Consider the following 5082-nt stretch of genomic DNA (forward strand, 5'->3'; position numbering starts at 1 on the left):
GTGGCTTCGTGCAGCGCGGCGCGGCCCTGGGCGAGCGCCGCCGCATGCTGGCCCAGGCGGTCGGTCACATCGGCCAGGTGAAAGCGCACCGAGCGGATGGTGGCTTCGTCAACCACGCCAATCTGGCGGCTCACGGCAATACTCAGGCTATAGTAATGGCGGGCTTTATTCCATTGTGCTTGTCGCCGGGCAAGCTCGCCCAGCTCGGTCATTATCAAATTAATACGGTCGGGGTATTGATTTTTGCGGGCCACGGCCAGGGCCTCGTGCAGGTACGCATCGGCCGAGGCATACTCGCCCAGGCGGGTGTAGAGACTGGCCGCGTGAATCTTAAGGCTGGTATGAAAGCGGCGCTGGTCGCCGCTCGAGCTCATGGCCATGCCTCGCAGGCAATAGCCCAGGGCCTCAGCCAACTGGCCCTGCTGGTCGGCAATGCGGGCGTAGCGGCCCAGGCAGCGCATTTGCCCGCCCAGGTCGTGCTGCCGGATGAATAGTCGCTGGGCCTCGGCCAGCAGTAGGCGTGCCGAATCGTATTGAGCCAGGGCAATGTGATAGTCGGCCAGGTCCAGCGCCAGTTCATCCAGCAAATCGGGCTTGCCCACGCGGCGGGCCACCTCGTAAGCCGCCCGGCGCGGCTGCCCCGACCCGCGCATGTCGGTTGTGGCAAGCTCATCGGCCAGGTGAGAAAGTAATACTGCGCGGGCACTATCGGGCTGCGGATGCGCCGCCAGTTGGGCGCGAATGCTATCGGCGCGCCGGGCGTGGCTGACGTGTAGCGTACGGGCCGAGGGCGAAACGCCGACGTGCCAGTTCGGGTCGAGCTGCGCAGTATCGGTGAGTAGTTCGGGCACCCCTTGGGCCAGGGCGACTGGGGCCCGGCTCAGCAGTAGCGCCACCGTCAGCGCGGTGCCCAGCAGCCGGCGGCACCACCGCGGCGTTCCGCTACATTGCCCTGTTGCCGGCCGCATCAGCATACCACTTCCCCGACCTGAATCGGACCTTACCATTATTGAGTTTCCAGAAACGGGTATTCACCCAAGCTCAAATGTACAGGCAAACCGGACCACAACAACCCCCAAGCTTCGTGGCTGGGCCATAAGGCACAATGCCTTTGCCACGTTCCATCAGGAAGCAGCAAAGGCATCGTACAATCGGGCCCACCGGGCCTCCGCAGAAACAAGCCGGAAGGCTGTCAGCTGGCTAGGCGGCCACCGGAATATTGGCCACGGCCGTGCGCAGGCGCTGGGCCACTTCGGGCACGCCCAAAATCACGAGCGTCTCGAACAGGTCGGGGCCGGCGGCGGCGCCGGTTACAGCCACGCGCAGGGCTTGCAGCACCTGGCCGGGCTTGAGCCCCTGGGCCGCCATCGTGTCGTTGAACAAGGTTTTCAGGCCTTCGGCCGACACCTCGGGGGCTGTGGGTAGCGCGTCGGCGTAGGCGGTGAGAGCGGCGGCCACGGGGGCGCTCCACTTCTTGCTGATAACGGCCTCATCGTACTCTGTGGGGGCCTGGAAGAAGTACTTGGCCTCTTGCCAGAAGTCGTTGGGGAAGCTCACGCGTTCCTTCATCACGCCCACAATCTGCTCGGCTTTGGCCTGGTCGCAGGCAATGCCGTGCTCCTGCAGGGCGCTCAGCAGGTAGGGGGCCAGCTCGGCGTTGGGCTTGGCGCGCAGGTAGTGCTCGTTGAACCACTTCACCTTGTTCTGGTCGAACTTGGCCGGCGACTTGCTCACCCGCTCAATCGAGAAGGCCTGAATCAGCTCGTCCATCGAGAAAATCTCCTGCTGGGTGCCGGGATTCCAGCCCAGGAAGGCCAGGAAGTTCACCAGCGCCTCGGGCAGGTAGCCGTCTTCGCGGTAGCCGCGGCTCACGGTGGGCTCGCCGGTTTCGGCGTCGGTGCCGTGCCACTCCAGCGGGAACACCGGGAAGCCCAGGCGGTCGCCGTCGCGCTTGCTCAGCTTGCCGGTGCCGTCGGGCTTCAGTAGCAGGGGCAGGTGGGCAAACTGCGGCATGGTGCTTTCCCAGCCCAGGTAGCGGTACAACAGCACGTGCAGCGGTGCCGAGGGCAGCCACTCCTCGCCCCGGATGACGTGCGAGATTTCCATCAGGTGGTCGTCCACGATGTTGGCCAGGTGGTAGGTCGGCATGCCGTCCGACTTCATCAGCACCTTGTCATCCACGGCCGAAGAGTGCACCACCACCCAGCCGCGAATCAAATCCTGGAAGCGGATTTCCTCCTTGCGGGGTACTTTCAGGCGAATCACGTAGGGCGCGCCACTCTCCAGCAACTGCTTCACCTCGTCCTCGGGCAGGGTGAGGGAGTTGCGCATCTGGGCGCGGGTGATGCTGTTGTACTGCGGGTTGGGTACCTTGGCGGCCTGCAGGCGGGCGCGCATGGCATCCAGCTCCTCGGCCGTGTCGAAGGCGTAGTAGGCGTGGCCGCTGGCAATGAGCTGGTCGGCATACTGCTTGTACATGGGCTTGCGCTCGCTCTGCTTGTATGGGCCGTGGGGGCCGCCCACGCCCTGGCCTTCGTCAATGACGATGCCCACCCAGTTCAGGGCGTCCAGGATGTACTGCTCGGCGCCGGGCACGAAGCGGTTCTGGTCGGTGTCTTCGATGCGCAGTAGCATCTTGCCGCCCAGCTTGCGGGCCAGCAGGTAGTTATACAGGGCCGTGCGCACGCCGCCAATGTGCAGCGGGCCGGTGGGGGAAGGCGCGAAACGCACCCGAACTTCTCTTTCAGCCATAACAAATGAAAAGCGCGTCCCGGGGTTCGGAACGCGCTGCAAAGGTAAGGCTTCCCGTCTGTCATCCTGAGCGCAGCGAAGGACCTTATCAAGCTCGAACGATTTGCGCTAACGTGATAAGGTCCTTCGCTGCGCTCAGGATGACAGACGGTTTCAGTCTCTATTCTTGAAGCCCAGCCACAGCGCCAGGCCCAGCAGCGTGATGCCGCCGCGAATAACCCAGGCCACCGTCGGGCCCCAGTTGGTTATCCAGTTCAGGAAAACGTAGTGCGCGTTGGGGTTAATCAGCGGCAGCACCAGCGAAATAAGCCCAATGATGAGCAGGCCGAGTCCAAGTTCTTTCATGCGAAGGGTTTGAAGTGAAAATGAAACACCACCAACGCCCGCGCCGGCCGGATATTATGCGCCCACGGCGATGCACGAAATTTCTACTTGCACGTCGCGCGGCAGGCGGGCCACTTCCACGGTTTCGCGGGCCGGGGCGGTGGCTTCGTCGAAGTACGAGCCGTACACCTGGTTGATGGTGGCGAAGTCGCCGAGGTTCTTCACGAAAATGCTGCACTTCACCACGTCGGTGAGCGAAAGGCCGGCGGCGGCCAGCACGGCGGTCAGGTTCTTGAGCACCTGATGGGTCTGGGCGGCCACGTCGCCTTCTACCAGCTGTCCGGCGGCGTCGAGCGGAATCTGGCCCGAAACGTACACAGTGTTGCCCGCCTTCACGGCTTGCGAGTAGGGGCCAATGGGCGCGGGCGCCTGGTCGGTGAGGATAATCTGGTGGGCCATAATGCGGAGTTCGTTAGGGTATCTTTGGCCCAAAGTAACTACCGAAACCATGCACATTCTGGTCATTGATGGCGGCCACATCGAAGCGGAATTCCGCGAGAAGTTCGGCCCGGCGCACGAGTACACGTTCATCTCTACATCCTATGACCGCGACTGGGAGCCAGTGCAGGCTACTATTACAAAAGCCGCCACCGTTGCCGAAGTTGCTTTTTGTTTCGGTGAGCCTTGGACAGGTGCTACACACTGGCAGGTAATCGAAGCACCAACTTTCCCGATTTTCGTAGATGTTACCCTCAAGGAATCATTAACCGAAAGTCAGTGGGCCGCGGAAAATGATTCGCCTCGCACTCTCCTCTTCGGCTTCTGCGGCCTGCCCACGCTCCTCAATCGCCGCCTGCTTGAAGTGAGCCTCTACGACGAAGCCGACCGCGAAAAGCTGGCCGCAACCTGCGCCGCCCTCGGCACCGACTACCGTGTGGTGGCCGACCGCGTGGGCCTGGTTACACCCCGCGTTATCTGCCAGATTATCAACGAAGCCTGCTTCACCGTGCAGGAAGGTACCGCCACCATGCAGGCCGTCGACCTAGGTATGCAGCTGGGTACCAGCTACCCGCGCGGCCCCTTCGCCTGGGCCAACGCCATCGGCGTGGCGCGCGTGTACGCCGTGCTCGAAGCCCTGTGGCAGGATACCCACGACGAGCGCTACAAAGTGTGCCCGCTGCTGAAGCGGCAGGCGCTGCGCGGCGAGCCGTTTGCCATCTGAAGCCCAGATTCAGAGCATGCTTATGGGTAGGGGAGGTGGCCGCCCGGCCCCACCCACACTGCCCGATGCCCAAAATATCGGGCATACACCTGGTTGCCCCAGTATGCAGAGTCAGTCGTGATGTCGTAGTACAGCAGCGTTGGGGGCTCTGCTACGAGCGGCCGCAGGCATATGCGCTGCGACGAACGACGGCGCAGCAATTGGTAGCGGGCGCGCTGCTGCTGGTCGTAGCGGGCCGCATCGCCGCTGAGCCAGTCGCGGTAAGCCACTACCACGGCATTGCTGCCTACGCCCGCCAGCGGGTGCATCAGCCGCACGTTGTGGTCGGTGCCGAAGGCCAGCAGCAAACCCGCCCACAGCAAGGCCGCTACCGGCCGGGGCCAGCCAGCGGCCAGCCCATGCAAACCAGGCCAGCGCCGCGTGGCTGCCCCCAGCGAGGCCAGCACTAGCCCCGACCAGCCGACGAGAAACAGCAGCCACACGGCAGTACGGGCACGCAAGGGCATCATGCCGCCGGTGGCCCAGTAGCTGGGCAGGTTCACCAGCATAAGCAGGGCGAACAGGCCCAGCCCGAGCCATCGCGGCGGCACGCGGCTCAGGGCGCTGGCTACGGTGGTCCGTTGGTGCAGCAGTCGCAACAAGGCGGGCAGTGCCAATAGCGACGTCAGCGGCAGCAGCCCATTGCTGAGCCAGTTGATGGCCTGGTAGCCCGCTGCTGCCGTAGCGCCGAGGCCCGCCCGGCCCGCGGCTAAGGCCGGCCTTACTTCGCCCGTTTGCGCTACCGC

Annotated in this window: 6 protein-coding genes; 1 reads left to right on the forward strand and 5 read right to left on the reverse strand. The window is 63.9% G+C overall.

Annotation, left to right across the window (positions count from 1 at the left end; genetic code table 11):
• The 4 genes from ACYVDE_RS14115 to ACYVDE_RS14130 all read right to left on the reverse strand — a co-directional run.
• On the reverse strand, positions 1 to 896 hold an 896-nt coding region (locus ACYVDE_RS14115; protein WP_460502184.1), incomplete at its 3' end, for a tetratricopeptide repeat protein.
• A gap of 304 nt (positions 897 to 1200) precedes the next feature.
• The gene (gene gltX, locus ACYVDE_RS14120) at positions 1201 to 2751 is read right to left on the reverse strand and encodes a glutamate--tRNA ligase (RefSeq protein WP_460502185.1); all 1551 of its coding nucleotides are present in this window, start codon (positions 2749 to 2751) and stop codon (positions 1201 to 1203) included.
• Positions 2752 to 2904: 153 nt separating this feature from the next.
• Entirely contained in the window at positions 2905 to 3096 is a 192-nt protein-coding gene (locus ACYVDE_RS14125; protein WP_460502186.1) for a hypothetical protein, read from the reverse strand.
• Positions 3097 to 3150: 54 nt separating this feature from the next.
• Positions 3151 to 3534: a RidA family protein gene (locus ACYVDE_RS14130; protein ID WP_460502187.1), complete on the reverse strand. Its 384-nt coding sequence runs from the start codon at positions 3532 to 3534 to the stop codon at positions 3151 to 3153.
• A gap of 49 nt (positions 3535 to 3583) precedes the next feature.
• On the opposite strand from ACYVDE_RS14130, the gene ACYVDE_RS14135 reads away from it, so the two are divergent.
• Entirely contained in the window at positions 3584 to 4297 is a 714-nt protein-coding gene (locus tag ACYVDE_RS14135; protein ID WP_460502188.1) for a 3-hydroxyacyl-CoA dehydrogenase family protein, read from the forward strand.
• A 20-nt stretch (positions 4298 to 4317) separates the two neighbouring features.
• On the opposite strand, the gene ACYVDE_RS14140 is transcribed toward ACYVDE_RS14135, so the two are convergent.
• Positions 4318 to 5082: hypothetical protein (locus ACYVDE_RS14140; RefSeq protein ID WP_460502189.1), on the reverse strand; the 765-nt coding region annotated here is incomplete at its 5' end.

This window comes from Hymenobacter agri (assembly GCF_054778495.1).